This window comes from Bacillus sp. C30 (assembly GCF_040838255.1).
In the GTDB taxonomy this organism is placed as follows: Bacteria; Bacillota; Bacilli; order Bacillales; family Bacillaceae_G; genus Bacillus_A; species Bacillus_A mycoides.
The window spans coordinates 1-1,559 of the sequence record NZ_JBFPJH010000578.1; the positions used below are offsets into that span (position 1 = coordinate 1).

Below are 1,559 nucleotides of genomic sequence, written 5' to 3' on the forward strand. Positions count from 1 at the left end.
GTAAAGAAAATACTTTATAATCTATTCCAGCTACTCCGTCCATATCTAATAGAACAGGAAATTTAAATCCGTGACGATCTGCAAATGCGCTCGCTTCTTGTACTGGATCCCCGATTGTTGCATTTACCGCAAAGATTTCAACATCCTCCTTATATTTATCATACAAACGAACTAGATCAGGAGCCTCCATTTCACATGGACCACACCATGATGCCCAAAAATTAATAACATATGGTTTTCCCTTTGCATCATTTAACGAATAAAGCTTCCCATCTAATCCTTTTAATGTTATGTTCGGCGCTTTAAATCCCACTTGTGGTAATACTTCCTTCTCTTGTAACTCCGCTTGTTTCGCTTTTCTTTCTTTTTCTTCTTTCTTAGTATTATAAAAGTTAACTCCGGCCCAAATTAGTGCCCCAGCTAGTATAATAGCAATTAGTTTCTTCACTTTTCTTCCTCCTCATTTCTAAAATCCCGTAAATCCGCCGAATAGACGAATAAAGAACGCTGTAATTTTCGTCATTTGATTTGTATATAATAAAACCCCTGTTAAAATCATCATTCCACCGCCGATTTTCATCATGACATTGGCATAAGTAACAATCCATTTTACCTTTCCAATAAAAAATGCCATCACGAAAAACGGAACTGCAAAGCCAAGAGTATATGCCGTAATATAAAGAAGCGCACTTTCCGGATTGGTCGCCCCGAGCATAAGCACTGCAGAAAATATCGGACCAACACACGGTGTCCATCCTGCTGCATATGTCATGCCGACCAAAACTGAGCGAATATATCCTGTCGATTTACTTCTATACTGCACTTTTTTCTCTGCCATAAGCCACTTAGGCTGAAACAATCCAGTCATAAATAACCCCATCAAAACAATAAAAACCCCACCAATTTGCTGAATCAATCTTTGATTAGATGAAAAAGTAATCCCAATCCAACTCACCGATAAACCTAACGCATAAAATATAACCGAGAAACCGATCATAAAAAATACTGTATGTATAATCGCTGACTTTTGCATAATCCCACGATTTTCTTTTAAATCTTGAATAGACACACCTGTAATATATGATAAATAAGATGGATATAGCGGTAAAGAACATGGTGATATAAATGAAAGTATCCCAGCCCCTACTACTAGCCAAATTGTTAAATCCGCTGCATTCATTTTATCCCTCCTAAACACACTACAATGCGTAGTGTTAATTATTAAAAAAAGAGGCTATATGCACTCTCCGACAATAAGTACAATCGACATACAAAATAGCCCTAACGTTACATATACTGAATTTGTATGTAATGGTATATTCAGCTTAACAACTTTCTCATTCAACACTTGCTCAATTCGTAAATTAATTGCGGTTTTCGCAAACGACGCTGTAATACATTGATTTTCCATCGTCTTTATTTTAATTAACTTTAATAATGCACTACCTAGCTCAAATGAAGATTTCATTTTTTGCATCGCATATTTATCTGCTGATAGCTCTTGATATACATGATAACGCTGCAACATCCCTTTTAATATAGGAATATACATCATTCCC

2 protein-coding genes and 1 pseudogene are annotated in these 1,559 nt (G+C 36.0%); all 3 read right to left on the bottom strand.

The genetic code is table 11. The annotated features are described in order from the left end of the window. A partial coding sequence (locus AB3X49_RS23035; RefSeq protein ID WP_367964975.1) for a TlpA disulfide reductase family protein occupies positions 1–448 on the bottom strand: 448 nt, incomplete at its 3' end. A gap of 18 nt (positions 449–466) precedes the next feature. Beyond that, positions 467–1,180, bottom strand: a complete 714-nt coding sequence (gene ccdA / locus AB3X49_RS23040; RefSeq protein WP_002031088.1) for a cytochrome c-type biogenesis protein CcdA — start codon at positions 1,178–1,180, stop codon at positions 467–469. A gap of 54 nt (positions 1,181–1,234) precedes the next feature. Continuing rightward, positions 1,235–1,559 (bottom strand): annotated as a pseudogene (locus AB3X49_RS23045) (M56 family metallopeptidase); the annotation flags it as partial.

Bases quoted from the DNA above. Each gene is read 5' to 3' on its own strand.
- ccdA (WP_002031088.1), bottom strand. From the start codon at position 1,180: ATGAATGCAGCGGATTTAACAATTTGGCTAGTAGTAGGGGCTGGGATA.